Annotated in this window: 21 protein-coding genes, 2 pseudogenes and 2 riboswitches; of the genes and pseudogenes, 10 read left to right on the top strand and 13 right to left on the bottom strand. The window is 63.5% G+C overall.

Features of this window, described 5'->3' with window-relative positions; translation table 11 throughout:
- The coding region (locus VFE81_RS25240) for a cobaltochelatase subunit CobN (RefSeq protein WP_325047190.1) at nucleotides 1–1,188 on the bottom strand (1,188 nt) is incomplete at its 3' end.
- A 5-nt stretch (nucleotides 1,189–1,193) separates the two neighbouring features.
- Nucleotides 1,194–2,294, bottom strand: a complete 1,101-nt coding sequence (gene cobW, locus VFE81_RS25235; protein WP_325047193.1) for a cobalamin biosynthesis protein CobW — start codon at nucleotides 2,292–2,294, stop codon at nucleotides 1,194–1,196.
- Nucleotides 2,295–2,479: 185 nt separating this feature from the next.
- Nucleotides 2,480–2,759: riboswitch (cobalamin riboswitch) on the bottom strand.
- A gap of 79 nt (nucleotides 2,760–2,838) precedes the next feature.
- A riboswitch (cobalamin riboswitch) is annotated at nucleotides 2,839–3,066 on the top strand.
- Nucleotides 3,067–3,289: 223 nt separating this feature from the next.
- Here cobW and cobA point away from each other — a divergent pair.
- The 5 genes and pseudogenes from cobA to bluB all read left to right on the top strand — a co-directional run.
- Nucleotides 3,290–4,021: pseudogene (gene cobA / locus VFE81_RS25230) on the top strand (uroporphyrinogen-III C-methyltransferase); the annotation flags it as partial.
- A gap of 179 nt (nucleotides 4,022–4,200) precedes the next feature.
- On the top strand, nucleotides 4,201–4,695 hold the full coding sequence (locus tag VFE81_RS25225) for a cobalamin biosynthesis protein (RefSeq protein ID WP_325047189.1): 495 nt from the start codon (nucleotides 4,201–4,203) through the stop codon (nucleotides 4,693–4,695).
- Nucleotides 4,692–5,294, top strand: a complete 603-nt coding sequence (gene cobO / locus VFE81_RS25220; RefSeq protein ID WP_074287655.1) for a cob(I)yrinic acid a,c-diamide adenosyltransferase — start codon at nucleotides 4,692–4,694, stop codon at nucleotides 5,292–5,294. The genes VFE81_RS25225 and cobO overlap by 4 nt, the downstream gene beginning before the upstream one ends.
- Before the next feature lie 3 nt (nucleotides 5,295–5,297).
- Nucleotides 5,298–6,704 (top strand): cobyrinate a,c-diamide synthase, encoded by a 1,407-nt coding sequence (locus tag VFE81_RS25215; RefSeq protein ID WP_325047188.1) that lies wholly within the window; start codon nucleotides 5,298–5,300, stop codon nucleotides 6,702–6,704.
- Nucleotides 6,688–7,347 (top strand): 5,6-dimethylbenzimidazole synthase, encoded by a 660-nt coding sequence (bluB, locus tag VFE81_RS25210; RefSeq protein WP_325047187.1) that lies wholly within the window; start codon nucleotides 6,688–6,690, stop codon nucleotides 7,345–7,347. The genes VFE81_RS25215 and bluB overlap by 17 nt, the downstream gene beginning before the upstream one ends.
- 10 nt (nucleotides 7,348–7,357) lie before the next feature.
- On the opposite strand, the gene VFE81_RS25205 is transcribed toward bluB, so the two are convergent.
- The 8 genes from VFE81_RS25205 to VFE81_RS25170 all read right to left on the bottom strand — a co-directional run bounded on the left by VFE81_RS25205 (nucleotide 7,358) and on the right by VFE81_RS25170 (nucleotide 18,869).
- Nucleotides 7,358–7,957: a DUF4136 domain-containing protein gene (locus VFE81_RS25205; RefSeq protein WP_414695655.1), complete on the bottom strand. Its 600-nt coding sequence runs from the start codon at nucleotides 7,955–7,957 to the stop codon at nucleotides 7,358–7,360.
- A 63-nt stretch (nucleotides 7,958–8,020) separates the two neighbouring features.
- Nucleotides 8,021–10,498: a CHASE2 domain-containing protein gene (locus VFE81_RS25200; RefSeq protein ID WP_325047185.1), complete on the bottom strand. Its 2,478-nt coding sequence runs from the start codon at nucleotides 10,496–10,498 to the stop codon at nucleotides 8,021–8,023.
- Nucleotides 10,499–10,564: 66 nt separating this feature from the next.
- Nucleotides 10,565–11,944, bottom strand: a complete 1,380-nt coding sequence (locus VFE81_RS25195) for a FecR domain-containing protein (protein WP_325047191.1) — start codon at nucleotides 11,942–11,944, stop codon at nucleotides 10,565–10,567.
- Nucleotides 11,945–12,015: 71 nt separating this feature from the next.
- Nucleotides 12,016–12,753 (bottom strand): response regulator transcription factor, encoded by a 738-nt coding sequence (locus tag VFE81_RS25190; RefSeq protein WP_325047184.1) that lies wholly within the window; start codon nucleotides 12,751–12,753, stop codon nucleotides 12,016–12,018.
- A gap of 712 nt (nucleotides 12,754–13,465) precedes the next feature.
- The gene (locus VFE81_RS25185) at nucleotides 13,466–16,942 is read right to left on the bottom strand and encodes a DEAD/DEAH box helicase (protein ID WP_325047183.1); all 3,477 of its coding nucleotides are present in this window, start codon (nucleotides 16,940–16,942) and stop codon (nucleotides 13,466–13,468) included.
- Between the two features lie 288 nt (nucleotides 16,943–17,230).
- Nucleotides 17,231–18,064, bottom strand: coding sequence for a DeoR/GlpR family DNA-binding transcription regulator (locus tag VFE81_RS25180; RefSeq protein WP_325047182.1), 834 nt, complete (start codon nucleotides 18,062–18,064; stop codon nucleotides 17,231–17,233).
- Nucleotides 18,065–18,168: 104 nt separating this feature from the next.
- The gene (locus VFE81_RS25175) at nucleotides 18,169–18,570 is read right to left on the bottom strand and encodes a type II toxin-antitoxin system MqsA family antitoxin (protein WP_325047181.1); all 402 of its coding nucleotides are present in this window, start codon (nucleotides 18,568–18,570) and stop codon (nucleotides 18,169–18,171) included.
- A 2-nt stretch (nucleotides 18,571–18,572) separates the two neighbouring features.
- Nucleotides 18,573–18,869: a type II toxin-antitoxin system MqsR family toxin gene (locus tag VFE81_RS25170; RefSeq protein ID WP_325047180.1), complete on the bottom strand. Its 297-nt coding sequence runs from the start codon at nucleotides 18,867–18,869 to the stop codon at nucleotides 18,573–18,575.
- A gap of 166 nt (nucleotides 18,870–19,035) precedes the next feature.
- On the opposite strand from VFE81_RS25170, the gene VFE81_RS25165 reads away from it, so the two are divergent.
- Entirely contained in the window at nucleotides 19,036–21,540 is a 2,505-nt protein-coding gene (locus VFE81_RS25165; RefSeq protein WP_325047179.1) for an FAD-dependent oxidoreductase, read from the top strand.
- A 17-nt stretch (nucleotides 21,541–21,557) separates the two neighbouring features.
- Nucleotides 21,558–22,433 (top strand): formyltetrahydrofolate deformylase, encoded by an 876-nt coding sequence (gene purU, locus VFE81_RS25160; protein WP_325047178.1) that lies wholly within the window; start codon nucleotides 21,558–21,560, stop codon nucleotides 22,431–22,433.
- 188 nt (nucleotides 22,434–22,621) lie between these two features.
- Here purU and VFE81_RS25155 read toward each other — a convergent pair whose 3' ends face one another.
- Entirely contained in the window at nucleotides 22,622–22,900 is a 279-nt protein-coding gene (locus VFE81_RS25155) for a DUF4148 domain-containing protein (RefSeq protein WP_325047177.1), read from the bottom strand.
- A 167-nt stretch (nucleotides 22,901–23,067) separates the two neighbouring features.
- On the opposite strand from VFE81_RS25155, the gene VFE81_RS25150 reads away from it, so the two are divergent.
- The 3 genes from VFE81_RS25150 (at nucleotide 23,068) to VFE81_RS25140 (ending at nucleotide 25,280) form a co-directional block, all read left to right on the top strand.
- Nucleotides 23,068–23,793, top strand: coding sequence for a transcriptional regulator (locus VFE81_RS25150; RefSeq protein WP_325047176.1), 726 nt, complete (start codon nucleotides 23,068–23,070; stop codon nucleotides 23,791–23,793).
- Nucleotides 23,794–23,934: 141 nt separating this feature from the next.
- A complete protein-coding gene (locus VFE81_RS25145; protein WP_325047175.1) occupies nucleotides 23,935–24,453 on the top strand; it encodes a sigma-70 family RNA polymerase sigma factor in 519 nt (172 codons plus the stop codon).
- Entirely contained in the window at nucleotides 24,450–25,280 is an 831-nt protein-coding gene (locus tag VFE81_RS25140) for an anti-sigma factor (protein WP_325047174.1), read from the top strand. The genes VFE81_RS25145 and VFE81_RS25140 overlap by 4 nt, the downstream gene beginning before the upstream one ends.
- A gap of 28 nt (nucleotides 25,281–25,308) precedes the next feature.
- On the opposite strand, the gene VFE81_RS25135 is transcribed toward VFE81_RS25140, so the two are convergent.
- A complete protein-coding gene (locus VFE81_RS25135) occupies nucleotides 25,309–26,352 on the bottom strand; it encodes a lipase secretion chaperone (protein ID WP_325047173.1) in 1,044 nt (347 codons plus the stop codon).
- A gap of 13 nt (nucleotides 26,353–26,365) precedes the next feature.
- Nucleotides 26,366–26,531 (bottom strand): annotated as a pseudogene (locus tag VFE81_RS25130) (triacylglycerol lipase); the annotation flags it as partial.

The raw sequence follows: 26,531 nt of genomic DNA, 5'->3' as shown, positions 1-26,531 counted from the left end.
GCCGATGCGCCCTTCGCTCATTGGATAATTGGCGAGGATCAGCGCGAGTTTCTTGTCCGCGTTATCGAGCGTGCGCAGACGGCACCAGCGGCGGCTCAGTTCGGCCATAAAACCGACGCGTTCGAGGTCCGGCTGATAGCGGACCACATCGACTTCGGTGTGCGGACAACGATAGGCGAGTCCCTTGAAACTGATCGCCCGCGTGATGATGCGTCCGTCCACTTCCGGCAGCGCGATATGCATGGCGATATCGCGCGAATTGAGGCCTTGATTGTCCTTGACCCAATCCTCGCGATTGCCGCCGCTCAGAATCACCTGCATGACGGGAGCGTCGCCTGCGAGCGCAAGCGGCTCGGGGTCGTCGATGGCAGACGCAGCGAATGCGGTCGTATTCAGTACCAGCGCGACTTCGTGTTGCGCGCACAACTGCTGCACGACGTCGCGGCTCATCGCATCTTTCAGCGACGTAATCGCGATCGGCAGCGGATTCAGGCCCTGCGATTCGAGCGCATCGATAAGCGCATCGAACACGGCCGTGTTAGCTGCTTGCAGATGCGCCTTGTAGAACAGAATCGCAGCGACCGGCGCGCCCTTTACCCAGCGTGCCCGCCAGTCGGCCATCGTCGGTGTATCGCGTTCAGGATGGTAGAGCGTCGCGGCAGGCAGCGCGCGCGGCGGCGCAGGCTCGCGCCCCCAGCCAAGCGAGCGGTACGCAATCGCGCGCAGGAACGCCTCTGCATTCTGCGGCCCGCCTTCACGCAGATAGCGCCATAGCTGATGACACAGATCGGCGTCGGCAGTGCTGCGCGCGAGCAGGTTCGGGTCTTCCTGCAGATCGCCGGAGAACATCGCGAGCGTCTGCTGCTTGCGCTCGGCGAGCGCGACCACCTGTTCGATTCCGTACGGCCAGTACGCCTCGCCACCGAGGTGATCGACCACCACGACACGCGCATGCTGCAACACATCTTCGATATAGAAATCGACCGAAGCCGGTTGCCGCAAATACGTGACGTTCGCGAGCCGCACGCTCGGGAAGCCCTCGCCCAGACGAGGCACCACGCTCGCAAGCAGCGACAGCGTGGTATCGGCGGAACTGAGCACGACGATATCGGCGGGCTGCTGATCGATACGGATCACGCCTTGCGTATCGTCGACAAAGCCGCCCGGCGTAGTGCGCAGCAGATGCATGCCGGTTACGCCTGTTGCGGCTGGGCGCTTGCCACGGTGCCCAACGCGGCGTCGAATGCCTGTTGCAGCGTGGCCTGGTCGAGGTCTTCGCCAATCAGTACGAAGCGGCTTTGCAGGCCCTCGCCAGTTTCACCTGCTTGCCAGCGCCGGTCAAAATAACTATCGAAACGACGGCCCACGCCCTGAATCACCAGACGCATCGCGGCGCCCGGCAACGCTGCGAAACCTTTGACGCGGTAAATCGTGTTCGTTTCGACGAGCCCCTGCAACGCGGCGATCACGGCCTCGCGCGACGAAACATTCGCGTGCACCACCACCGAATCGAACTCGTCGTGATGGTGATCGGCGTCTTCGGCCGAACCGTGATGGTCGTGACGCAGGTGAATCGTTTCTTCGGAAGCCGCTTCGAGGCCAAGCAACGTATGCAGATCGAGTTGGCCCATCTGCGCGCGCACAATCTTCACTTGCGGCGGAATCTCTTCACGAATCGAACTTTCGACAGAGGCTTGCTGCGCATCGTCGAGCAAATCCGTTTTGTTCAGAATCACCAGATCGGCTGCCGACAATTGGTCTTCGAACAGCTCATGCAGCGGCGATTCGTGATCGAGATTCGGATCGGCCTTGCGTTGTGCATCCACGGCGACTGGATTGTCGGCGAATTGGCCGCTCGCCGCCGCCGGGCCGTCAACCACGGTAACGACCGCGTCGACGGTAAAGCTGTTCTTGATCTGCGGCCAGTTGAACGCCTGCACCAGCGGCTTCGGCAACGCGAGGCCGGACGTCTCGATCAGCACGTGATCGATCTGCTCGCGGCGCTCCACCAGCTTTTCCATCACCGGGAAAAACTCTTCCTGCACGGTGCAGCACAAACAGCCGTTCGCGAGTTCATACAGTTGCCCTTCGGTCTCGACGCCGTTTTCATCGCAACCAATGCCGCAACCCTTGAGGATTTCCCCGTCGATGCCGAGTTCGCCGAATTCGTTGACGATCACCGCGATGCGCTTGCCGCCCGCATGCTGAAGAATGTGCCGCAACAGCGTGGTCTTGCCGCTGCCGAGAAAGCCCGTGACGATGGTGACGGGAATCTTGCGCATTTGAGTTTGCATCGTGAGGTCCATCCGTAGGAGTTGCATGGGCACGCCGACGCATTTGTGTTTAGGTCGGGCAAAAAGGGCACATGCCCCAAGCCACGACAATAACCAGACACGGGGACGAACAACGGCGTTGCCGGGGCAACAGAAAACAGAAAACGGGAATGAGGTCATGAACGCGCCGCCGCATCCCCGCGGTGGTCATTCTTCGTAGTCTGGCCGGTATCCGGGCTGGCGAAAGCGCCGCTTCCCCTTCCCGGGCGAGTGGTTTCTCGCCCAGTGGTTATATGCCGACGCGGCCTTGCGCGTGGACATCGAAGCCGGCTCCGCGGCGCCAGGCAAACAACCTGGAACCGCTTTTCGCTTACCGTTGCGGGGGCAGCACAGGTTGACCCGATCCATTGCAGGTGGGCACCCTGTTTCCCGTTTAACTGCATGCGCACGAGCGCGCATGCGAGCACCAAAGTGCGTGCGAGTTTAGGCCGAGCGCCCCGTGCCGTCAAGGAAACGCGGGCGCCGGCAGGGCCTTTCCGCAGTGCCGGCGCGGCCTGCCGTGTGCTATCGTATGCGCGCGTTTGGTGCCCGCACATGCGTTCGTATGTGCAGTTAAACGGGAAACAGGCCGCGCTCGCTGCGCTCAACCTGTGCTGTCCCCGCAACGGTAAGCGACCTGCGGTGCTTTCGCATCGCGCATGCGTTTTTGATGCCACTGTCTGACGAATCCGGACGGGAAGGCAAAACGCATGAGGCCGTCAGCCCGGATACCGGCCAGACGCGGAGGCAGCGAACGTCACGCTGCCGGCCGCCGGAATCCGCGAGGGACGGATGTGAAGGCGCTGAAGCACGACGTGGCGCGGCCGTTAGCGTTTCCTGTGGGAAACGCGGCGAGCAGCGTTTTTCGTCGCGCGTACCCTGTCGCACCGCATGACCTCAATTTCCGTCGCCTCCGGCCGCTTCGCGTTTCACCCGTTCCCGCTTGTCACGACATGGCGCGCGCCATGCACGCCACGATGAGCCGCGCCTGGCTGATCGGTGCCGGCCCCGGCGACGTCGAGCTGATTACGCTCAAGGCGACTCGCGCCCTGGCACAAGCCGATGTGGTGCTGGTCGACGATCTGGTGAACCCCGACGTGCTGCAATTCGCGCGCGCCGACGCGCAGGTCGTGTACGTCGGCAAACGTGGCGGGCATCCGTCGACACCGCAGGCCGGCATCGTCGCGCAGATGCTCGAACATGTGCAGGCCGGGCGCAGCGTCGCGCGTTTGAAAGGCGGCGATCCGTTCGTGTTCGGCCGCGGCGGCGAAGAACAGCAGGCGCTACAGGCAGCGGGCATCGCGGTAGACGTGATCAACGGCATCACCGCCGGGATTGCGGCGCCGGCGGCGATCGGCATTCCTGTGACGCATCGCGATTACGCGCAAGGCGTGGTGTTCGTCACCGGACATGGCGCCGGCAGCGGCGAGCCCGACTGGGCCGCGCTCGTCGCCACGCGGATGACGCTGGTGATTTACATGGGCATGCGTCGCCTGAACGATATCGCCGGCGCATTGCTCGCGGCCGGCATGAGCGCCGATACGCCGTCCGCGGCAATCGAATCGGCGACGCGTCCTGAGCAACGGCACGTGCTCGCGCGGCTCGGCGATTTCGCGGATACGGTCTCGCGCGCCGGACTCGGATCGCCGGCGATCGTGGTAATCGGCGGCGTGGCTTCGCTGGCTTTGGCGCGGGATGTTGTGAATGCCAGTACGGTGGGCGCGCTGGACGCCGCGGGAGCGGCACACATGACGGACTCGGCCGGGACGGCGAACGCTTTGGATGCTTCGGATGCTTCGGATGCTTCGAACGCCGCAAACGCCGCAAACGCCTCAGACGCCTCAGACGCCTCAGACGCAGCCAACGTCGCGAACCCCACGGACGCGCAATGAAAACGCTCGCCGTCGGCATCGGTTGTCGCTTGCACAGCCCGGCTGAGCAGATTGAAGCGGCCGTGCGCGCCACACTCGGCTCGCGCACATTCGATGAAATCAGCACGATTGCCTCGATCGACACCAAAGCCCACGAAGCGGGCTTGCTCGAATTCTGCGCACGTCACGCGCTGCCGCTGAAACTGTTCAGCCGCGAGCAGATTGCAGCGCTAGCCGTGGACGATCCATCTGAAGCCGCACGCGAGCATCTCGGCATCGACGGCGTCTGCGAACCGTGCGCCTTGCTCGCCGCAGCGGCCGAATCTGATGCGGCCAGCGCACCTCGTGCGGCCCATGCATCGGTTGCATCGATCACGCCCAATACCCCCAACGCACATCTACTCGTGCGCAAAACCATCCACGACGGCGTCACGGTGGCGATAGCCTCAACCACCGCCCGCCCCGCCTGCGAACCGACAAACAGCGGCACTCAAGAACAGGACCTTCCATGAAGACCGATCCCGAATCGCATCAACGCATGACCGAGCGCCGGCGCGAAGGCCACGAGAAAAAGCAGGCCAGCGCCACCGTCGAAAAAGGTCTGCTGATCGTCAACACCGGCACCGGCAAAGGCAAAACCACCGCGGCGTTCGGTATGGCCGTCCGCGTGCTTGGGCACGGCATGCGCCTCGGCGTCGTGCAATTCATCAAAGGCGCGCTGCATACTTCGGAGCGCGATTTCCTCGGTGCGATCGCCAATTGCGATTTCGTCACGATGGGCGACGGCTACACCTGGAACACGCAGAATCGCGACGCCGATATCGCCACCGCGCGCAAAGGCTGGGACGAAGCGCGCCGCATGATCGAGAGCGGCGACTATCAGATGGTGATTCTCGACGAACTGAACACGGTGCTGAAGTACGAATACCTGCCGCTCGACGAAGTACTGTCGGTATTGAACGCGCGCGCGGAGATGCTGCACGTGGTAGTGACCGGCCGCCACGCACCGGACGCGCTGATCGAAGCCGCCGACCTCGTCACCGAAATGCGCATCGTCAAGCACCCGTATCGCGAGCAAGGCGTGAAAGCGCAGCGCGGCGTGGAGTTCTGAGCGATGTCCGCGTCCCCCAAGGAGACTTCGTTCGGAGCGTCCGCCAATCCCCAAAGGGGATTTCCTTCGGCGCGGAAGAATTCCTTCGGGGCGCTCCTTGAACGGACCTCGTTCGGGGCATGCCCCGCCCTGTTCATTAGCGCGCCCGCGTCGGGCCAAGGCAAGACCACGATTACCGCGGGTCTGGCGCGCTACCATCGGCGGCTCGGGCGCCGCGTACGCGTGTTCAAAACCGGCCCTGACTTTCTCGACCCGATGATCCTGGCGCGTGCCAGCGGTGCGCCGGTACTGTCGCTCGATCTGTGGATGGTAGGCGAATCGGCCTGCCGAAACCTGCTTGCACAAGCGGCGACTGAAGCGGATCTGATCCTGATCGAAGGCGTGATGGGTCTGTTCGATGGTACGCCGAGCAGCGCCGATCTGGCCACCACGTTCGGCGTACCGGTCCTCGCGGTGATTTCAGCAAAAGCGATGGCGCAGACCTTCGGCGCGGTCGCCTTCGGGCTCGCGCAATTCAGGCCGCAAGTGCCGTTTTATGGCGTGCTCGCCAATCGCGTCGGCTCGCCAAGGCACGCGCAAATGCTCGAAGAGGCGCTACCGCCGAACCTGCGCTGGTGCGGACACATCACCGGCAACGACGAAATCGAGTTGCCCGATCGCCACCTCGGGCTGCATCAAGCCGCAGAGATCGAAGACCTGGAAACACGCCTGGATCGCGCCGCCGATGCGCTCGCGCAAACCGCGCTGGCTGAATTGCCGCCGCCGGTCGAATTCGGGCCGCCCATGCCGGAAGCCCTGCCGCGTCTACTGGAAGGCAAGCGGATCGCGATAGCGCGCGATGCCGCGTTCTCGTTCATCTATCCGGCCAACGTCACGCTGCTGGAGACACTCGGCGCGCACATCGACTATTTCTCCCCTCTCGCCGATGAAGCCTTGCCGGAGCACGCCGACGCCCTGTACCTCCCAGGCGGCTATCCCGAACTGCATGCGGCATTGCTCGCCGGCAACACGCGCAGTGCCGCAACGATTCGCGCGCACGCGGCAGCTAGCAAACCGATCGTCGCCGAATGCGGCGGCATGCTCTACCTGCTTGAACAGTTGACCGACACGAGTGGCACCACAACGCCGATGCTCGGCCTGCTGCCCGGCCACGCAACGATGCAAACGCGCTTCACCGCGCTCGGCATGCAGCAGATCGACAGCCTGCACGGTCCAATGACCGGCCACACCTTCCACTACTCTAAGCTGACGACGTCGCTCGCACCGCTGCGTTCAGCCACCCGGCCACACGACGATGCGCCTGGCGAAAACGTGTTCCGCGCGGGTTCGATTGTGGCAACCTATATGCACGCTTATTGGCCCTCCAACCCGGCCTTCACGGCCGCCCTGTTCCATGGCGAAGCCTTTTAACGATTCCGAGCGGGAAGCTGTCTACCGCGCCATTTACGAACGGCGCGACATGCGCCATTTCGTGCGCGAGCCGGTCGACCCTGCCGTGTTGCAACGCCTGCTCGACGCGGCGCATCACGCGCCGAGCGTCGGCTTCATGCAACCGTGGCGCATCGCGCGCATCACCGACCCGGCTTTGCGCACGGCATTGCACGCAACGGTCGAAAGCGAACGCCTCGCCACCGCCGACGCCCTCGGCAAGCGGCGCGAAGAATTCATGAAGCTGAAAGTGGAAGGCATGCTGGACTGCGGCGAACTGCTGGTGATGGCGCTGATGGACGGCCGCGAGCGGCACATCTTCGGACGCCGCACCTTGCCGGAGATGGACCTCGCGTCCGTGGCATGCGCGATCCAGAACATGTGGCTCGCCGCGCGCGCGGAAGGTTTGGGAATGGGCTGGGTGTCGCTATTCGACGTCGACACGGTTTGTACGCTGCTGCATATGCCCGAGGGTGCACGGCCGGTGGCGATCCTGTGTCTCGGTCACGTCGATCACTTCTACAACGAGCCGATGCTGGAAACCGAGCGCTGGGCAAGCCGCATGCCGCTCGCCGATTGCGTGTTCGAAAACCGCTGGCCCGAAGACGAGAAGACGCCGGAATAGCGCGGGCGCTTTAAGGCTGCACCGGCTTCACCGAAACCACATTCGGCATGCTGCTCGCCTGATCGGTGCGCAGTTTCACACGCCAGTCGGGCGGCGCATCGAAAGGAAATTTTGCCAAGGCGCTTTTCACGAGCGCCGGCATCGCGTGCAGCGGATCAGCATCGCGATCGCTGCTGGCCGCATTCACGCTGTAGACTTCCTGTCCGCTCGACTGCTCGAAAAACCGCAGCGTCAACGAATGCTGATAAGCGCGTCCGCCGAACAGCGCAAACGGGGGCTCGGGCGAGCGTTCGCATGCGCCGGGTGCGCAATCCTTCACGCTCACGCCAACCGCGGCCGGCCGCGTGTCATACGCAATCGACAGTAAATAGTGCGCGGACTTGCCCGCCGTATCGGTGAAGCCATTCTTCGCCAGCTCATCGCGCAGCAGGGTTTCAAATTGCGGATGATCCGCACTGGCATCCTGCGACGTCATGCGCGCAATCGCATAGGTGCGCTCGCCCTGCAGCGCGGTCGAAGGATTCGCGGTGTGCACGTCGGCGCTCAAACCCGCGCATCCGGTCAGACTCGCCGCGGCCAGCGCGGCACAGATCAATATCGCTTTCACCAGCTTCTCTCTTCAATAAGGTGATTGTTCGTAGGCCATCAGGGCGATGGCTGCGGCGGCATCGGACTACGCGTCGTCGCGTGCCGGCAGGAAAATCGTGAAAGCCGTCCCGTCGCCAGGCGCGCTAACCACCTCGACATCGCCGCCATGGCGCGTCACGACGGTCTTGACGAATGCCATACCCAATCCCGCACCGCCTACGTCCGGCCGCTCCGTTTCGTGAAAGCGCCGGAAGCGTTCGAACAGACCCGCCTGTTGCTCCATGGGAATACCGTAGCCTTCGTCGCGAATCGTGCACGACACGTGCTTTGCCGCGCCGGGCACGCCCGTCTGCGCAAGACTGCCGACGCTCTTCAGGCTGCATGTGATCCGCGTATCCGGCGGACTGTACTTGACCGCATTGTTCAGGATGTTGACGAGCGCGCGCGTCATCAGGGAGCGGTCGGCGCAGATCCAGTGGCCCTCCTCCTCGGCGTCGGCGTCGCCTTCCGTATCGGTTTGCAGCGTAATGCGTTTGGCGTGGGCCTGCGGCCAAACCTCGTCGCTGGCGTCGATCATCAGTTCGGTCATGTTCACCGGTTCGAGCACATAGGTTTGCGATTCGGCACGCGCGAGTTGCACGAAGTCGTCGGCGAGCGTCAGCGCGCGCTGCGCATAGCGCTCGATGCGCTCCAGCAGGCCGCGAGCGAGCACCGGCTCGCTGCGCGCCCGCTCGATCTCCACCAGCGCCAGAATCGACGCCTGCGGCGAGCGCATATCGTGCGACAGCAGCCGCAACGCATCTTCCCGTTGACGCTCGGCGGCATGCAAGGCCGATACGTCAACCAGGCCTGCGATCCAGCCCGTCGTCTCACCTTGCTCATTCGTGCAATTCGCATAGCGCAGCAGATGGTCGCGCTCGTGGGCATCGCGCACCTCCACGCCTTGCGCCATCAGCGCGGCGAACTCGCGGCGCGCGGGATCGAGTAGCGCCGGCCACTGGGCATGCGCAAGCAGATTGTTTTCGGCGTCCAACGGCGCGCCGCTGTCGATGGTCTTGACCAGCGTCAAGCCGCCCAGCACTGCCCGCATCGGCCGACCTTCCGGCAGCGGCGCACAGAGGCGCGCGAAATGCGCCTTGGCAGCATGGTTCGCGATCAGCACAGTGCCTTCTACGTCGCTCACCAGGATCGGCTCGGGCATGCTGTCGAGGCTGTCCCATACGAAGCGCTTCATGTCCTGCACGCGCTGCGCGGCCTGCGCCATCAGCGCCATATGCTGCTCCAGCACATCGCCGCCGAACTCGCGGCGGCGCTGCGGTGTTTCCGGCAGGAGGTGGGGCTCGTCGGCCAGGCGTTGCAGTTCTTCACGCAGATAAGCCATCGTCATTTCGAGGCGCCGCCAGTTCCAGATCGGATACACCACGATCAAACCGAAGATCGCCGGCACCGGCGACATCCATAGTCGCGCGCCGTACAGCAAGACCGCGCTGCCAGCCGTGGCGAGCACGCCCAACGCGACGGTCAGCAACAACGAGCGGCGTGGCGACAGCACCAGAAAACCGGCGAGCAGCGCAGCAAGCGGCGCCAACGACGCGACGAACAGCACCCACGGCTCCGCCGGCTCGAGCTCGCGACCGGTCAGTAGCGTGTCGAGCACGTTCGCATGGATATAGACACCGGGCAGCGGCCCCAGCTCGCCGGACACCGGCGTTGCAAAGCGGTCGTACAAGCCGGACGCGGTCACGCCGATCAGCACGATGCGCCCACGCAGTTTGTCCGCCGGAACATCGCCCGCGAGCACACTGGCGAAACTCAGCTTCGTGTAATTCTGCGCATTCAGACCGAAGGGGATCAGGAAGCGGTCTTCGCCCTGATCAACGTCATTGGATTGCGTCACCGCCTCGCCGGAAGGCTGCCTGTGCGGCGCCCCGTTCAGTTGCAGCACACCACGCTCGACGGCCTGCGCGACCGGCACCATCAATTGCGGCCAGCGCGAATCCGCATCGCCCTCGAACCGCGCGACGCTGCGCACAATGCCGTCGCTGTCGACTTCGAGATTGATATGCCCAAGCCCGGCCGCGGCACGCGCGAGCGGCGCCACCGGTTCGACCGCGACGCGCTGACCGGCGCTGTCCGGCGGAGTCAGCAGCATCGGCAGATAGGTGGGACTCAGGGCGATCGCGCGGGCGAGCCGCGCGTCGTCCGGATTGGCTTCGGTAAAGAGCACGTCGTAGATCACCGCGGCCGGCTTCGCCTTCGCAATCTGTTCGAGCAGCCTGGCATGGACGCTGCGCGGCCACGGCCAGCGGCCGAGCTGCGCAATGCTGGCGTTATCGATTTCGAGCACCACGATGTCGTGCAGCAACGCTGGCGTGCGCAGGCTCAGAAAGCGGTCGTAGACCAGATGATCGACGCTGGCGGTCAGCCGGCCGAGCGAGCTGAGCAGAATCACCACAATGCCCAGGCAGCCGATCGCCACCCATTCGAGCAGGAAGCGGCGGCCGGCACGCCGGCCGAGGCGGGCGCGCGGGTCGAGGCTCAGGCGCGTGTGTGTGGTCGGCAAGGCGTGGCGTGGTTGATAGCTAAGGAGCGGGCTGGTTGGTGGCTCGACCCCGTGAATCTACCAGCGTCAGCGTGCAAGCGTAAACGAGCGGACCGCGCTGCTCTTCTCATAGAAACGGCCGTTTTCGAACTGCTCGGCGACGATCGTCCAATAGTAGACGCCGCCCGGTAGATCGCTCACCACGAGTTGCCCCCCCGTCAGATCGGTCCGATCGACGAGTGGATGGCGCAGGTCGGCAGTCGTAGCCAGCACGAAGCGAAAGCGCGTCTCGACCGTGGAGCGGCTGACGAACCAACGGAACTCGTAGTCGTGGCTGCCGGCGCGTGGCCCCGCCGACGCGGCTAGTCCAAGTTGGCGCCGCTCGAAACCGTACACCTGAGGCAGGCCGTCGAGCCCATTCGCGTCGATCGCGGCGATGCGCACGAAATACGTGCCGTCGGCCAGATCGCCGAAGTCCGCATGCGGCACGCTCACGCGCAGATCGCGGATCAGGTCGAGCTGATCGGCATCGCGCGCAATCTGCACGCGATAGGCCACAGCGTGCTCGGCCGGGACGAGGTCGAAAACGACGGTTTTGCCGTCCTGCACTTTTGCCGGTTCGGTGAGCGACGGCGCGGCCAGCAATTCCACCGGACTGCCGATCGCGCTGCCCGCCCGCGTGACGTTGCCAAAGCTTGCTTTGATGAGTTGCGCCGAGGCCTGCAACGGCACGCCAGGTGGCGGCGCAGAGGCCTGGCCGCCGACTGCGGCCGGGTCGACGCCAACGGCGCCGTCCAGCACTTCCACCGCAGTGGTACGCTTTTCGCCATCGTAAGCGACCTTGAAGCGCGTCCCGCGCACGCCCGCTACAACCGACGGCGAACGGATCTGGAAGCGGTCGTCCTTTTTAGTGGCATGCGTGACCTGGCTCTCAACTTCGCCATGCTGCAGATCGAGCACGCGATCGCCCGCGCCGGTCAGCGCGGTGCGCCGCAGCTTGCCGATGTCGAGCTGGCCGTCTTGCGAGACCGTAACGTGCGAGCCATCCGGCAACTCCAGCGTGACAAAGCCGTTATGGCCGGTGCGGATGCGATCGCCCTCGCCGAGCGTCGTGCCCGCCGAGAGCGGTGTGTAAGGATTCGTGCCGAAAGCGTGCTCGACCGGACCGCTCGTCGCAATCACGCGCGCCGACTCCGAGTCCTGTCTGAGCCTGTCGGCGGGCAGACGCAGCGCGATCCCGGCCGGCAGGCGGCGTGGCGCGGGGACATGATTCAGGCGGCTCAACATGGCCAAGTCGCCGGGGTCGCGCAGATAGCGACCGGCAATTTCATACAACGTGTCGCCTTCGTGGGTCACGTAGGACACATAGGCGGGCGCAGCTGCCCTGCTGCGTTGCTTCGGCGCACGGGACGATTGTGCATGCGCCGATACCGGCGCGAAGCACGTCATTGCGATCAGGCCGGCCATCGCCAGCACCGCGCTGGCGCGGCGCCCCGGTGAACGTGTGCAGCCGGGCGCTACCACAGCGAAAGAAACCGTCACGCCTCCCCCGCTTCGGGGCGGTTTTCGGCCGCCACCGGCGGCGTGCCGGATTCGATCCGCTCGAGCCGGTATCCATAGCCATAGATCGGCGTCAGACGATAGCCCTTCTCCGGGCGCAAGCCGAGCTTGCTGCGCAGCATCGACACGTGGGTGTCCATCGTCCGCGACGGGATGTCTGTCGCCTGCTTCCAGATCACGTCGAGAATATGCGCGCGCGACAGCGGCCGGCTCAGGTGCTGGAACAGCAGCAGCGCGAGCTCGAACTCCTTCTGCGTCACGGCAACGGTCACGCCGCGCACCACCACATGCTTCGCGCCCAGATCGAATTCGAATTCGCCGAAAACTTCCTTCGCAGCAGGCGGTTTCAGGTGATACGCCCGGCGCAGCAACGAGCCGACGCGCGCCAGCAGGACCGCTGCCGAAACCGGCTTGACGACGTAATCGTCCGCGCCGGTGTTGAGGATCGAGGTGATATCGGTTTCGCGGCCGCGACTCGTTATGAACAGGACCGGCAAGCGCTCGGAAAGGCTTTCGCGCACCCAGCGCAGCACCTCTTCGCCCGACATGTCGGGTACGTTCCAGTCGAGCACAAGAAGGTCGAAGGTCTGGCGCCGCAACTGCCGCACCAGTTCGCGACCCGCGCCGAAAGCGTGACAGACGTGGCCGGCCGCCGAGAGCGTTTGGCAAACAAGGTCGGCCTGAGCCGAATCGTCATCCAGGACTGCAATTCTCATAAAACCCCACAACGCGACGTCGTCCTTCGTAATTGATGGCCGGTGAGCCGGCAGTTCGCCAGGATGACCGCGCTAACACCGACGATCCAGCTTCCTGTTTTCGTATTCGGCTGCACTCTTTTTTCGATTAACGGTCCCTCGCCTCGCGCGCCGTTCAGTTCTGCCGCCCCACTATCTCGAAATTGGCGCGTATTTTGGCTTTAGTGCGCTGATTACCGAGGGGGGCAGATCATCATAATCGAAAATGGCCCTTCTCTTTCCCGGATGCGATTATGCGGCTATCCGGCCCGGCTCGGCCACTGGGGGCCGTTCTATAGATTTTCTACAACGTCTCTCAGGCTCTGCCTGTTATTGAAATCGACCTCTGCGGGTCGTTATTTGTATCGGTTGGTCTCGCACGCACGGTGATTGGCCCCGTCTGCCTTTGTCATAGGGGGCCGTGGCCCGCATTCGGGTAACAGCGATTTGACAATTGCGACTCAGTATAGGAACAGTCTCAAAATAAATCGTTTAAAGATTGTTAAGTTCGCGTGAGGCCGATGCTTTGCCGTGTCATTAACACGGAATCGCATGCCGTCTGCATTCTGCAAAAACCTGCGTTGGACGGAATAGTTGAATGCCTCGGTCGGGCAAAGCGTCTGAGGCGTGGTGTGCGCCCCAGACGTACATTGAGATTGAGAGAGTTCTTTCGGATGCGCGTTGCGCGATTGGCTTATCTGCCGCTTTCAATCTCGGGCATCGGCGCGAATAGCGCGTCGAGGTCGTCGTCCGAAAACTTGGTCGCGCCGGCGGCGTCTTCGGAGAGAATGCTGTCGGCGAGACCCGCCTTCTGCTCCTGCAACTCCACGATCTTTTCCTCGATGCTGCCCGCGGCAATCAGTTTGTAGACGAACACAGGCTTGTCCTGCCCCAGCCGATGTGCGCGGTCGGTCGCCTGATTCTCGGCGGCTGGATTCCACCACGGGTCGTAGTGAATCACGGTGTCCGCGGCGGTCAGATTCAGGCCCACGCCGCCGGCCTTCAGACTGATCAGGAACAACGGCACCTCGCCCTGCTGGAAGCGCTCGACCGGCGTGACGCGGTCCGTCGTGTCGCCGGTCAGGATGACATAGGGGATCGCGGCTTCCTCGATTGCTTCGGCTATCAGCGACAACATGCCGGTGAACTGCGAGAACAGTAGCACGCGCCGTCCTTCCTCGATCAATTCAGGCAGCATCGACAGAAGCAAATCGAGCTTGGCCGAGCGCGTGACGCGCGCGCCCTTCTCGGCTCTTTCTGTTTTTTCCGCTTTGCTGCGCTTCTCGCCCGGTTCGCCCTGATTCTCGTCAACCTTGATTTTCCGCACGAGGCGCGGATCACAGCAGACCTGACGCAGCTTCAACAGAGCATCGAGCACGATAATGTGGCTGCGCGCAAGGCCCTGCGCACTGACCGCCGCGCGCACCCGCTCCTGCATCGCCGTACGCACCGTTTCGTAGAGATCGCGCTGCGCGCCTTCCAGATCGACTGAACATACGATCGTGGTCTTGGCGGGCAACTCCTTCGCGACCTCGTCCTTACGACGGCGCAGCATGAACGGCCGGATGCGGCGCGCCAGCAGCGCGCGGCGCACGCCATCACCGTTCTTCTCGATCGGATTACGCCAGCGTTTGGTGAAATCCTTCTGGCTGCCGAGAAAGCCCGGCAACAGAAAGTCGAACTGCGACCACAGCTCGCCGAGGTGATTTTCCAGCGGCGTTCCCGTCAAACAGAGCCGATGCCGCGCGCGCAATCCGCGAATCGCCTGCGCGGCTTTGGTGGAAGCATTCTTGACGTACTGCGCCTCATCAAGGATCAGCAGGTGATAGTCGTGCTCGGCGAGCACCTTCTGATCGCGCCACAGCAGCGCGTAAGTCGTGAGAATCAGTTCGTGCTGGCCGATCTGCTCGAAACGCTCCTTGCGCTGCGGGCCATTCAATATCAGCACTTTCAGTTCGGGGGCGAAGCGGCGCGCTTCCTCACGCCAGTTGTGCACGAGCGTGGTCGGCACGACGATCAGCGCAGGACGGTCAAGCCGCCCGGCTTCTTTCTCCGCGAGGATGTGCGCGAGCGTCTGCACGGTCTTGCCGAGACCCATATCGTCGGCGAGTACGCCGGCCAGATCGTGTTCGCGCAGGAACTGCATCCAGTTGAGACCCTGCTGCTGATAGACGCGCAGCTCCGCCTTCAGTCCACGCGGCACCGGCACCTCGTGCAAACCGGGGCCAGCCTGTAGCCGCTGCGCCAACTGGCGGATCGAGTCGTCGCCCTGAAATTGCCAGCGGCCGGTGCTGTTCAATGCTTCGAGCCGGCCCGCATCGACGGAGGGCACGCGCAGCGGCGCGCCGTCGGCTAACGCGCCGCCCAGTGCGTCGAACAGGTCGACCAGCACGCGCACCACCGGTTTCAACCGGTCGGCGCGCAGACGCAGACGCTTGTTTTCATCGGTCTTCAGCTCGATCGGTTCGCTGTCGGCGATGGTTTCGAGCGCGCCGCCAAGCCAGCGCCGGTCGCGCCGGAACAGATCGGCGAGCAGCGGCTCGAGCCGCACATTGCGCTCGCCGATGCGGATGCCCATCTCCAGATCGAACCAGCCGTCGCCGGCCTGATGCGCAGTGCCGTCGATCGCGTCGATCTCGATGATGTTGTAGCGGAACGCCGGCGCCATCGTCACACGCCAGCCTTTGCTCACGAGGTCAGGCACGGCATCGTTGACGAAGGCGGACCAGGATTCGGCATCGGGCAGACCAAGCATCGTGTCGGGCAGAAGCCGCGATGCGACCACGCGACTGGTCGGGACTTTCTGCAACCCGGTCTTGCGCAGTTCGAGCAGCCGCTTCTTTTCGGCTTCGTAACGCCGACGGATATGGATGACGTCGCCGCCCGGCATCGGCACGAGCGTGACGCTACTGTCGACATTGATGCTGACGCCATCGTAATCGAAGCTGACGCCGGCCAGTTCAACGGCCTCGAGCTTGCGCTGCCCCGTCTTGGCCGTAGACGGCAGCGCGTGGCTATTGAGCGTGAGCACCGGTACCGGATCGACGTCGATCACGCGGATCGAAGACGCGTCTTGCGTGGGCGGCAGCGGCAGATCGGGCGCGATCTCGCGTAACACCGAGGCAACGAGCGGCGCTTCGGCAAGCGAGATCGGCGGCATGGCGAGGTAATCGGGCAACTGCTGAAACGGCAACGACGACTCGACGATGCCCGCTTCATTCGCGACGCCATCCACATACCAGATCGGCTCGGTGGGCAGCACCATGGTGGCGCGCGGCTCGGTGCACAACACGGGCCGCAGGCGTTCGTCCGCCAGCGGCTCCCATTCGATCCGCCCGGGCCGGTCGGCGCCACGCGACAGCGGAGTCGGCCCCTCGTGACCCGGCGCAGGTTTTAACTCGAAGAACAGGCGCCCCGTGGCGATCAGCTTTTGCAGCATCTCCGCACCGCTCGTGCCGCGCAGAATGAACTGGCCGAAGTCCTCGCGCGAGCGCCCCAACCACAGACCGCGCAGGATCGACAGGTCTTCGTCGGAAACGAATCTGGGTTGCTTGAGCAGGGCGGCTTCCACATTGCCCCAAGGTTCGTCGACCTCGACAATCGCGCCGTCCGGATTGCAGCGCGCCCGGTACAGCACGACCTCATGGCGCATGTGGAATCTGGACCAGTTCAGAAGATAGGCCAGCGTTTGGGTGCGCGCGGCGCCCGCCTTATGGGCGACCGCATCGGCGGCCTCGGCGCGCGCGCGAAAACGCTCGAGCCAGCTGACCAGCTCGGGGCGCACGCCGGACTGCGGCTGTGCTGTTGCGCCGGACGCGGTGCGCGGGTATCCGGCGGACGCGTGCCCATCTGCGTCGATGTCGATGTCGACGTTGGTTATGTGGTCCATCTCGTCGTGATACTCGAGCTTGGCGAGCAGCAGCGCGGCGACATGCTTGCAGTTGCGGCCAACCGGGCAACTGCAGTCGCCCTGCGCCCACGGTGTGCCGCCATCGGTGCGAAACCGCACCCGCGTGTGGTATGGCCGCACCTGTGTGCCTTGCACGTAGCCGCTGAGCGTGGCGCCGTGCCATTTCACATTCGTGACGGCGCCGACCGAACGCGCCTTGGCGACAGTGTGGTCGCCGAGCCATTCCGTAATCCGTTCCCGATCAAAGAAAACTGACGACATCAGGGTTCATCCATATTCGAGCGGGCGGGGGCAACTGCGCGCAGACGCGGAATCGGCGCGGCAGGCGGCGTATGGCACCTGCCGGCGCGGTTTCTGTCCAGCGTAGATTGCCCGTGATAACCGGCCATTTTACGCGTTGGACGCAATTGGCTGTGGCAGTGCCTTTAGAGCCGGCGCACGGGGCGGAAAGATTGGCTTGGCCTGGCGGCGTTGGGCCTGGCCGGGCTGGCGCGCGCAGCCGAATGGCGGGCGCCCTTGGGGCAAGAAGCCGATCAGCGCCCCACTTTCTCAGAGCGTGGAGCCGATCGGCCGGTCGGCTGCGCTACCGTTTTCGGCATCCGGCTCTGCGTCGCCATGCCCAGGCGCGCCGACACTGACTTCCAGGCCGGCTGCCGCGAACACTTGAGCGAGCGCGGGGGCGGGGGTTTGGTCGGTGACGAGCAGATCGATGGCGTCCAAGCCGAAAGCGTGCACCAGGGCGCTATGGCCGAATTTCGCATGATCCGCCGCGACCACGCGCCGTTCGGCCTGCGCAAAGGCGGCAAGCGAAAACGCCACGTCGGCAGGCAATGCATCCATGAAACGGCCCTGCGTGTCGATTGCGGTAACCGAGACGATCGCGTAACGCACATGGAACTGTCGCAGGAAGGCAAGCACGCTGTCGCCGAAGGCGGCGGAGTCGTCGGCGCGCAGTTCGCCCCCCGCGATGAACACCCGATTGCCGTTGCGCGGCGCCAGCACGCGGGCGACTTCGATCGAGTTGGTCACCACCGTGAGCCGCGAGCGCGCGGTGAGCGCCTGGGCGATATGCAGACAGGTCGTACCGCCCTCGAGGATCAGCGAATCGCCGTCCCGGACCAACTCGCCGATGCGCGCGCCAATCGCCTGTTTGCCCTCGCGGCTTGCCACCATGCGCCGCTGGAACGGCGGCTCGTCGAGACGCTCAGGCAGCATGATGCCGCCATGGACCTTGATGAGCAGGCCATCGGCGATCAGCGGCTTGATATTGCGGCGGATGGTCTCGTCGGAAACCTCGAAGCGGCCTGCAAGATCAGTGATCGTGCAGGTGCGCTGCTCGCGGACGAGTCGCAGAATTTCGGCTTGGCGTTGGGTGGAGAACATAGGCTGGAGACTGGGATGACCGCCCCAGTCTAGCAAACACCCTCATAATTCGCCAATAAATCCCAACGCACTTCCATACGAATCCACACACAGGACAGTAAAGCTCAACCAGCTCTCACTTCCGCCAGCAACTCCGGATGCCGATCCAACACTTTCAGCAGTTTGATGAGCGCGAGCGGTGGCCGGGTTTTGCCATTCTCATACCGCGAAAAAGCGTTCACGCCGCCGCCAAAAATTTCCGCTGCCTCGCGCTGGTCCAGCTCAAGCTTTTTGCGTACGGCGGCAATGAATGCGGGATCCACTTGCGATGCATTCACCTCTTTGTTGAAGGCCAGCATCATTTGACCCGTGCGGGTCGCTTCGTCCATGTCGAGCACTGCTTCTTCGCATGACGGGCAATAGTCGCCCGTGACGGCTTCGAAGACGGCAGTCTCCCCCTTGTAGACATAGCGCATGTTGCGCGTATCGCGCACCAGCTCGGCCGCTCCGCAGTTCGGGCACTTCATGCTCACCACTCCTTGAATGACACGACGAGGACGTCGTCGACCACCGTTAATTTCAAATAAACCATGCCTGCTTCGGTCATGGCGCAATAGACGTCCTGCCAGACCCGATGGTCCGCGTACGTGGTCATGCTTTTTCGAAAACTCCGCCGATCGAGCGACATCAATGTTTCGACGATTGCTGCAGGCCCGAGGCCGAGTGCCGCAGCGCCAATCACGGCCGATTTCGTGATTCTGATCTTCCCTACCCGCGCCAGGCCCTGGACATCGGCCAATTTGCAGTGAGGCGTGCTTTTTTCCAATCTTGTCCCCGATCGATATTAACCTACTTGGTTATAAAAAGGTAGCGGTACCGTCTGTTGCCGACGTACCCGCCATCGCCTTTGATCAGGCATTAACCAAATAGATCGTTGCTTTTTGCCAAATTTTGTCGCAATCTACGCACGTCAATTCAACTTACTTCCACATATGTCCACATCCATCCCTGCTCACGCTCGCGTCGTCATCATTGGTGGCGGCATCATCGGCTGCTCGGTCGCCTATCACCTCACGAAACTGGGTTGGACCGATGTGGTTCTGCTCGAACAGGGCCAACTGTCGTGCGGCACGACCTGGCACGCGGCCGGCCTCGTCGGCCAATTGCGCGCGCAGGAAAGCATGACCAGGTTGATTCGCTATTCGACTGCGCTCTACGCCGAACTCGAAGCCGACACCGGCCTCGCGACCGGCTGGAAGCAATGCGGCTCGCTCTCGGTGGCCCGCACGGCCGAGCGGATGACGCAACTCAAGCGCACCGCCGCCGTCGCGCGCGCGTATGGCGTGGCGTGCGACGTGATCAGCCCGCAGGAAGCCGGCGACCTATGGCCGGTGATGCGCACCGACGACCTGCTCGGCGCCGTCTGGCTGCCCGGCGACGGCAAAGCGAATCCCACCGATCTGACTCAAGCCCTCGCCCGCGGCGCCCGCACGCGCGGCGCGCGGATTGTCGAAAACACCCGCGTCACGGCGATTCATACGCGCACCGCTCTCGAAGACAAGGCAAACGCCACGACCGGCGCACGCGAAGTCAGCGGCCTCGCATGGCGCAACAAGGACGGCGAAGAAGGCACGATCGGCGCGGATATCGTCGTGAATTGCGCAGGCCAGTGGGCCAAGGCGGTTGGCCGCCTGTGCGACGTGACCGTGCCGCTGCACTCGGCCGAGCACTACTACATCGTCACCGAACGCATTGCCGGCGTGCATCCTGACCTGCCGGTGATGCGCGATCCGGACGGCTTCATCTATTTCAAGGAGGAAGTCGGCGGCCTTGTGATGGGCGGCTTCGAGCCGAACGCGAAGCCGTGGGGGATGAACGGCATCCCGGAGAATTTCGAATTCCAGTTGCTGCCCGACGACTGGGATCAGTTCGAAATCCTGATGGAAAATGCACTTCAGCGCGTGCCAGCACTCGAAACAGCGCAAGTGAAGCAGTTCTACAACGGCCCGGAGTCGTTCACGCCGGACAACAACTTCATGCTCGGCGAAGCGCCGGAGTTGCGGCGCTTTTTTGTCGGTGCGGGTTTCAATTCGATGGGCATCGCGTCGGCCGGGGGCGCCGGCATGGCACTCGCCGAATGGATCGTTGCCGGCACGCCGACCATGGACCTGTGGCCGGTCGACATTCGCCGTTTCGCGCGCTTTAATGGTAACGACACCTGGCTGCACGACCGCGTGAAGGAAACGCTTGGTCTGCACTACGCCATGCCCTGGCCGAACCGCGAACTCGATTCCGCACGCCCGTTCCGCCGCTCGCCGCTCTACCCGATGTTGCGCGACCAGGGCGCGAGCTTTGGCAGCAAGATGGGCTGGGAGCGTCCGAATTTCTTCGCGCCAGGCGTGGCTGAAGCGAAGATCGACTACGCCTTCGGTCAGCAGAACTGGCTGCCGTGGAGCGGCGCCGAGCATCGTGCCTGCCGCGAAGGCGTGGCGCTGTTCGACATGACCTCGTTTTCGAAATTCCTCGTGAAGGGCCGCGACGCGCAAAGCGTGCTGCAAGGCATCGTCACCAACGATGTTGCTGTGCCGGTCGGCACCACCGTCTACACCGGCATGCTCAACGAGCGCGGCACCTACGAGTCCGACTTCACGTTGACCCGCCTCGCCGACGATCAATACCTTATCGTCTCCGGCTCGGCGCAGACCACTCGCGATTTCGACTACATCGAGAAATCGATCCCGCACGGCAAGCACTGCACGCTGGTCGACGTCACCGGCCAGACCGCGGTGCTGGCGGTGATGGGCCCGCGCTCGCGCGAGCTGCTGCAGAGCATCTCGAAGGCAGACTGGAGCAATGCGGCCTTTCCTTTCGGCCAGAGCCGTGAAGTGGATATCGGCTATGCAACGGTGCGCGCCACGCGGCTCACCTACGTCGGCGAACTAGGCTGGGAACTGTACGTGCCGGTCGAGTTCGCGGCGGGCGTCTACGAGACGCTGCAAGCGGCGGGCCAACCGTTCGGCCTCGCCAATGCGGGCTATTACGCTATCGATTCGCTGCGCATCGAGAAAGGCTATCGCGCATGGGGCCGCGAACTGACGCCGGACTCGAACCCGTTCGAAGCGGGTCTCTCGTTCGCCTGCAAGCTCGATAAAGACATTCCGTTCCGTGGCCGCGAAGCCTTGCTGAAATTGCGCGCGGAACCGCTGCGCCGACGCATGGTCGTGCTCACCGCCGACGGCGCGGCCGATCGCATGCTGTGGGGCGGCGAGGCGATCCTGCGCGACGGCAAGCCAGTCGGCTTCGTCAGCTCGGCGGCCTTCGGCCATACGTTCGGCTGCCCGGTGGCGATGGGCTACATCAACAATCCGGACGGCGCGGCGGACACGGCGTATTTGAGCAGCGGCCGCTACGAGTTCGACGTGGCCGGCGACCTTCTGCCTGCCACCGTGCATCTCAAAGCACCCTACGACCCGCGCTCAGAACGCGTCAAAAGCTGATCGAACCGGAACCGCTCATGCCACACCTTGATAACAGCTACATCCTGAAGCTGTCGTGTCCCGATCAGCCGGGCATCGTGCACGCGGTTTCGGCCGCATTGCTCGAAAGCGGCGCGAATATCGTCGACTCCGCGCAGTTCGGCGACCGCCGTACCGAGCGCTTTTTCATGCGCACGTATTTTCAGTTGCAAACCGGCGTCAGCGCGAGCTGCGACGATCTGCGCAAGCACTTCGAACCGCTCGCGCAACGCCTGAACATGCAATGGCAGATCGCCGATGCGTCGCACAAGCCGCGCGTTCTGTTGATGGTGTCGAAGATCGGGCATTGTCTGAACGATCTGCTGTTCCGCTATCGCACCGGACAGCTGAACATCGAGATTCCTGCGATTGTGTCGAACCACAAGGATTTCTACCAGTTAGCCGCGAGCTATAACATTCCGTTCCATCATTTCCCGCTCTTGCAGTCGACACCTGCGGCGAAAGCTGCGCAAGAAGCGAAGATCTGGGAGGTGGTAGAGGATCACGCAATTGATCTGGTAGTGCTCGCGCGCTACATGCAGGTATTGTCAGCGGACCTGTGCGAGAAGCTGTCCGGCCGGGCCATCAATATTCATCATTCGTTTCTGCCGAGCTTCAAGGGCGCCAAGCCGTACTATCAGGCTTACGACCGCGGCGTGAAACTGATCGGCGCAACGGCGCATTACGTGACGACCGATCTCGACGAAGGACCGATCATCGAACAGGCGGTTGAACGCGTGGATCATGCGATGGACCCCGACGAGCTGACGATGATCGGACGCGACGTGGAATGTGTCGCACTGTCGAGGGCGGTCAAATGGCATCTGGAGCATCGCGTGATTCTCAACGGACATCGAACCGTGGTGTTCCGATAACGCCTGCCAGATTGATCAGCAGGCTCGCCTCCAGCCCTACGACACAGCGCAGCCCTCACGGATGGTTTTGTCACAACGGCTCCTTGGCTCTCGGATAGATGCACACATCGGCTAACACCGCATTCGGCGATCTATTCCATTCGATATCCGGCGCGTCCGTTCGCTACGCGCGCCGGATATCGATCGCGTCAATTGACGTCACCCGTCGACGCGCTGCCGCTCGCGAAGTGGCTCGCGGCGGCCGCCTGTGCAGCGAGCGCTTCCTTGTGCTGCTCGACTTGCCGTGCGAAAACGGGATTCACATCCGGATACGATGAGTCGGTCACGTAATTGAGGCCGTTCTGTTGGGCTTCGATCAATTCCTGGTACACCTGAGCACGCGTCTTGCCTTCTGCGAAAGCGCTCGACGAAGCGGCGAAAGCGGTAAAAGCGAGGAGGGACAATGCGACGAAAGTAATCTTCTTCATGATGAACTCCAGTGAGTTTTGTGCGGGCTTGCATGAGGGAGAACCACGGGTTCGTGATTTTTATTCCTGCATTGGCGATTCGAAAAAAACAAACTTCAAACCCGGAATAAATCCATACCTGCGCGTGTTCGCCACTCGATAGCTGAAATCTGATAACCGCCAAAACCATGACCTCAACCGACGCCCCCTCCGACTCGCCGCTCTCCGAAGCCGACATTCAGGCCTATGCCGATGGCACGCTGACACCGGAACGCGCCGCGTTTCTGCAGGACTATCTCGGCAAGGACCCGGCGGAGGCGCGCCGGGTGGCGTTCTACGGCAGGCTGAACGCGCAGATGCAGCAGGCCTTCCAGACAACTGAAGAACCCGTTGCGAGCCGTGCCGAAGGATGGCGCGGCGCACTCGACCAACTGAAGGTCACGAGACGTCCGGGCAAAGCGGTGAAGGCGTTCGGAGCGCTCGTTCTGACACTGGCGACCGCGAGCGGCTGGCTTGCCGCCACCCAGGTGTCCAGTCAGGCACTCGACAATGCCGCCGTGATGGCGCTGGCAGAAACCGCCGACGCACAGTTTTCCGCGGCATCGCCGACGCGAACCGACGTATCCGCGCCCAATCTCGCTGCAATCGGATTGCGGCTGGTCGATCAAAGGGTCCTATCGCTCGGCCCGTTCCAACGCGCCAGCGAATTCGTCTATCTGAACGGAGACAACCGTCCGGTGGTGCTGATTTCGACGCTGGCACTGCTGGCGTCGGCCCGGCCGCAGTGGGCCGCCCACCGCATCGGCGAGATCCGCCTGCTGACCTGGACGGCCCGGTGGCAGCGCTTCGTGGTCGTCGGCGACGCCCGCACCCACGGCCTGATGCGCGCCGCCGACGTGATGACCATGCGATAAGCCCGCTCCAGGTTTTGCAACTCGGCAAAAGACAACGGAATAAAATGCGCCCACGCGTGTTTGCACCTCGAATGCGCGCGGCGGTTCAATCGACGGCCGCCCACCCGGCGCCCACGAGAAGCCCCACGATTGGGATAAACAATGGATGTCCGTGACGAGTTGATGGAGCACGTGCCGCGCCTGCGGCGCTATGCGCGAGCGCTGATCAACAATCGCGATCTCGCCGACGATCTGGTGCAGGACACGCTCGAACGCGCGCTCGGCCGCACCGGCATGTTCCAGCCCGGCACCGACCTGCGTGCGTGGCTGTTCACAATCATGCATAACGTGTTCGCCAATCAGGCGCGCAAAGCGTCGGCGCGCGCCGTCCACGTGGCGGTCGACGACGACAGCGTTCAAGAAAGCGAATTTGCCGTGCCGTCCGATCAGACCCGTTCGCTGGAAATGCGCGACCTCGACTACGCGTTGCAGCGTCTGCCCATGGAGCAGCGCGAAGTCGTGCTGCTGGTCGGTCTCGAGGAAATGAGCTACGCCGACGTGGCGCTCGCGCTGAACATTCCGATCGGCACAGTCATGTCGCGCCTTTCGCGCGGGCGCGAGCGGCTTCGGGCATTGATGGCGGGCACGCAGCCCGGTGCAAAATTACAGGTGGTGCGATGAACGACCAACACATGCCGATCGGCGAAGAAGACCTGCACGCGTACGTGGACGGCACACTGTCCGACGAACGACGCGTCGAGGTGGAGCGCGCACTCGAACAGAACCCCGAGTTGGCCACCCGCGTCAGCGATTATTTCTCGCTGAACAACATGTTTCATGAACGCTATGACCGCGTGCTGAGCGAGCCCGTGCCGAAACGCCTGCAGGCGCCCTTAGCCAGTGGGCGCCGCTGGCGCATTGCCGCCAACTGGCCGCAGTTCGCCGGGATGGCTGCGGCGCTGGTGATGGGCGTGGGCATCGGCGTGGGCACGCATATGGGGCAGGAAGTCATTGCGCCGGTCGCCGGTCACTCGTCGGACGCACTGCCCGTTAGCGCGGATAGTTCCGAGGGTTTCGCACGGCAAGCCGCGGTGGCGCATGTGGTTTATATGCCCGCTGTCGACCGTCCGGCAGACATGAATGCCGATCACGAGCAGGATTTCGTACAGTGGCTGTCCAACCGGCTCGGCACGAACGTACATCCGCCGATTCTTTCGAAGAACGGTTTCAACCTGTCGGGCGGCCGCCTCTTGCCAGGTGCCGATGGGCCGACCGCGCAATTCATGTATCGCGGACCAAACGGCGAACGCGTGACGCTGTGCATTTCGCATCGTCAGGTGAACTCGAACACCACCGCGTTCAAGCTGTATCAGGACGGGCCGGTGAACGTGTTCTACTGGGTGGACGGCGACTTTGGCTATGCGGTGTCAGGCGGTATTGATCGCAAGGTGTTGCTGCAACTGTCGCATGACGTGTATTCGCAGTTGACGGGTGCCGCGCCGGGTTGAGATGCCGCGGTATGTCGCGATAGAGGGTTCAGTTTCCTGAACCGCTGCCGCGATCGAGCGACGCGGCGCGCATGGCGTCGCTCGGGTTTCTGAAGAACTGCTGGCGCAACTGCGCGATCTGCGCGTCGCGTTGCTGAGGCGGCAAATCCTGCTTATCGATCTGCGCGCGCTGGTTTGAGTAGTCCGCATAGCGTGCTTGCCAGGCGTCGTCCGCTTGCTGCATCTGTACGACGCGTTGCGCCGCTTCCGGCCCAAGTGTCTGCGTGATCTGCGCACGCATCGTATCGAGCGAACCGCCCTGCTTCTGCGCCTGACCGATCGCGTCGAGTGCCGCCTGCTGCTGGCGCGCACGCTCGTGGGCAGCGCGTGTTTCCGGCGGCAGTGCCGCGTCTAGCGCAGCGAGGCGCGCCGCTTTTTGCGCCGCGCTCAACGCGCCATCTGATGCGATGCGCAAGCGCGCTAAATCCGTGTGTTGCTGCTGTGATTCAGCGCCGAAGAACGGCTCATTCCATTCGCCCATCAGCCGGGTGCCTAACGCGTCGCGCTGATCAAGCGAAAGTTGCAGCGCGTCGAGGTCCAGCTTTGCGCCGCTCTGAGCCGGAGAGTTTTGCGGCACTTGTGCGAGCGCCATGAGATACGCGTTGTAGCGCTGCCAGACGGCCACCGCTTCATCGGCGGCCGGTGTGCCGTCGAGTTGCGCGGCGACCTGGCGACGCACCAAAGCATCGAGTGTCGCGGCGGAGATTTCACTTTGCGTCGTCAGGAAGTAATCGAAGAAGTCGCGAACCGCACGCGTGCGTGCGAGGTGGCCGCGGCCATCGGTTGGCAGATGCGGCGGTGACGAACCCTCGAGCGAAGCGGGCAATGCATCAGCCATCGACGTGCTAGCGGCCATGTCCTTGCTCGAAGCAAGTGCGGTTTGCGCGGAACTCGCTGCACTCTCTGTGTGCAGCGCTGATGCATCCCATGCGGACGGCGGGCGGTTCAGCCACAACGCAGCGCCGGCCGACACCGCGCCCACCGCGACAAAAACCAGCCACTGACTCCGCGCGCTGCCCCGCTGCCGATCCAATCGCCGCATCCGTTCACACGCCTTGTGTCTTCAACCGGTTCGCCTGCGTGCGGATCACTGCCACCGGGTCCGCCGCATTCGCGCCGCGCACGCCGAGCAACTGGTTGATCTCGTCCAGATGGTTCCACTTGTAACTGGTGCCGAGCACTTTGCCATAGAGTGCGCTGCACACCGAGACA

Source organism: Paraburkholderia sp., assembly GCF_035656215.1.
Taxonomy (GTDB): domain Bacteria; phylum Pseudomonadota; class Gammaproteobacteria; order Burkholderiales; family Burkholderiaceae; genus Paraburkholderia.
The sequence above is the reverse complement of the archived record's forward strand: the minus strand, read 5'-3'. Positions and strand labels throughout refer to the sequence as shown.